The following is an 850-nucleotide window of genomic DNA, read 5'->3' as shown; positions in this document are numbered from 1 at the left end:
GCCGACCTTGGTTACTCCGCCGTCGATGTCGGTCTCTCCCGACTGGTATTTCTTGGGCGTCAGTCCAAAATACGCACCGACGGTGCGGGACTTTTCGAACCGACCCGGATCGTCGACTGCCGAGCGATAGGTAATGGCTACCAAGGCTCCAACACCGGGGGCGCTCATCAGCCGTTGGCAGACAGGATCGGCGCGGGTAATCTTCAGCATCGCGCGATGCAGCCGGGTAAACTCGTTCCACAATGCACCCCGTGCCTGCAACATCGCCCCGATCACCGTCCCAAGCATCTCATGGCCTTCGATCAATTCGCGAATGCGCGCCTCAAAACTGCCCCGGCTCACCTCGCCAACCTTGAGCCCGTAACCCCGCAGGATCCCGCGGATGCTGAGCTCGACATCAAGCAGTTTGGCCTGCAAAAGCTTGCGACCGACCAAAAGCGCCCGAACGTCTTGGGCATTCGCAGACTTCGCATGCACTGGGCGGTACCAGCCCATGCGCAGCAATTGTGCAATCCCGCGAGCATCCTTGCGGTCTGTCTTCACAGTCATCGCTGACAGCGCCGCCTTCACATGCCGCGTTTCCAGCAACACCACATCCTGGCCCGCCTCGACAAGTGCAGCGCGCAGCCACTGCGATAATGGTCCTGCTTCCAGGCCGATCGTGACGATCGGCAGCGCCAGATCGGCAAAAAGCTGCAACAGAGCTTCAGGCTCGCTCGCCACTTTCGCCTCACGCACGATCTTGCCCGACCCATCCACGACGCAGATGCTGCTCTGTTCCAGCGACACATCAATTCCTGCATAATAGTCCATGGTTGTCCCTCGCTTGATGCTTGGGGCCGAGATCATC

The 850-nt window shown here is 60.0% G+C and carries 1 protein-coding gene; it reads right to left on the bottom strand.

Annotated elements, in window-relative coordinates; all coding sequences use genetic code 11:
- The coding region (locus AC244_RS32150) for an IS110 family transposase (RefSeq protein ID WP_053252888.1) at window positions 1–813 on the bottom strand (813 nt) is incomplete at its 3' end.
- Window positions 814–850 lie beyond the last annotated feature (37 nt).

It is taken from the genome of Ensifer adhaerens, from assembly GCF_001270265.1.
Taxonomy (GTDB): domain Bacteria; phylum Pseudomonadota; class Alphaproteobacteria; order Rhizobiales; family Rhizobiaceae; genus Ensifer; species Ensifer adhaerens_B.
The sequence above is the reverse complement of the archived record's forward strand: the minus strand, read 5'-3'. Positions and strand labels throughout refer to the sequence as shown.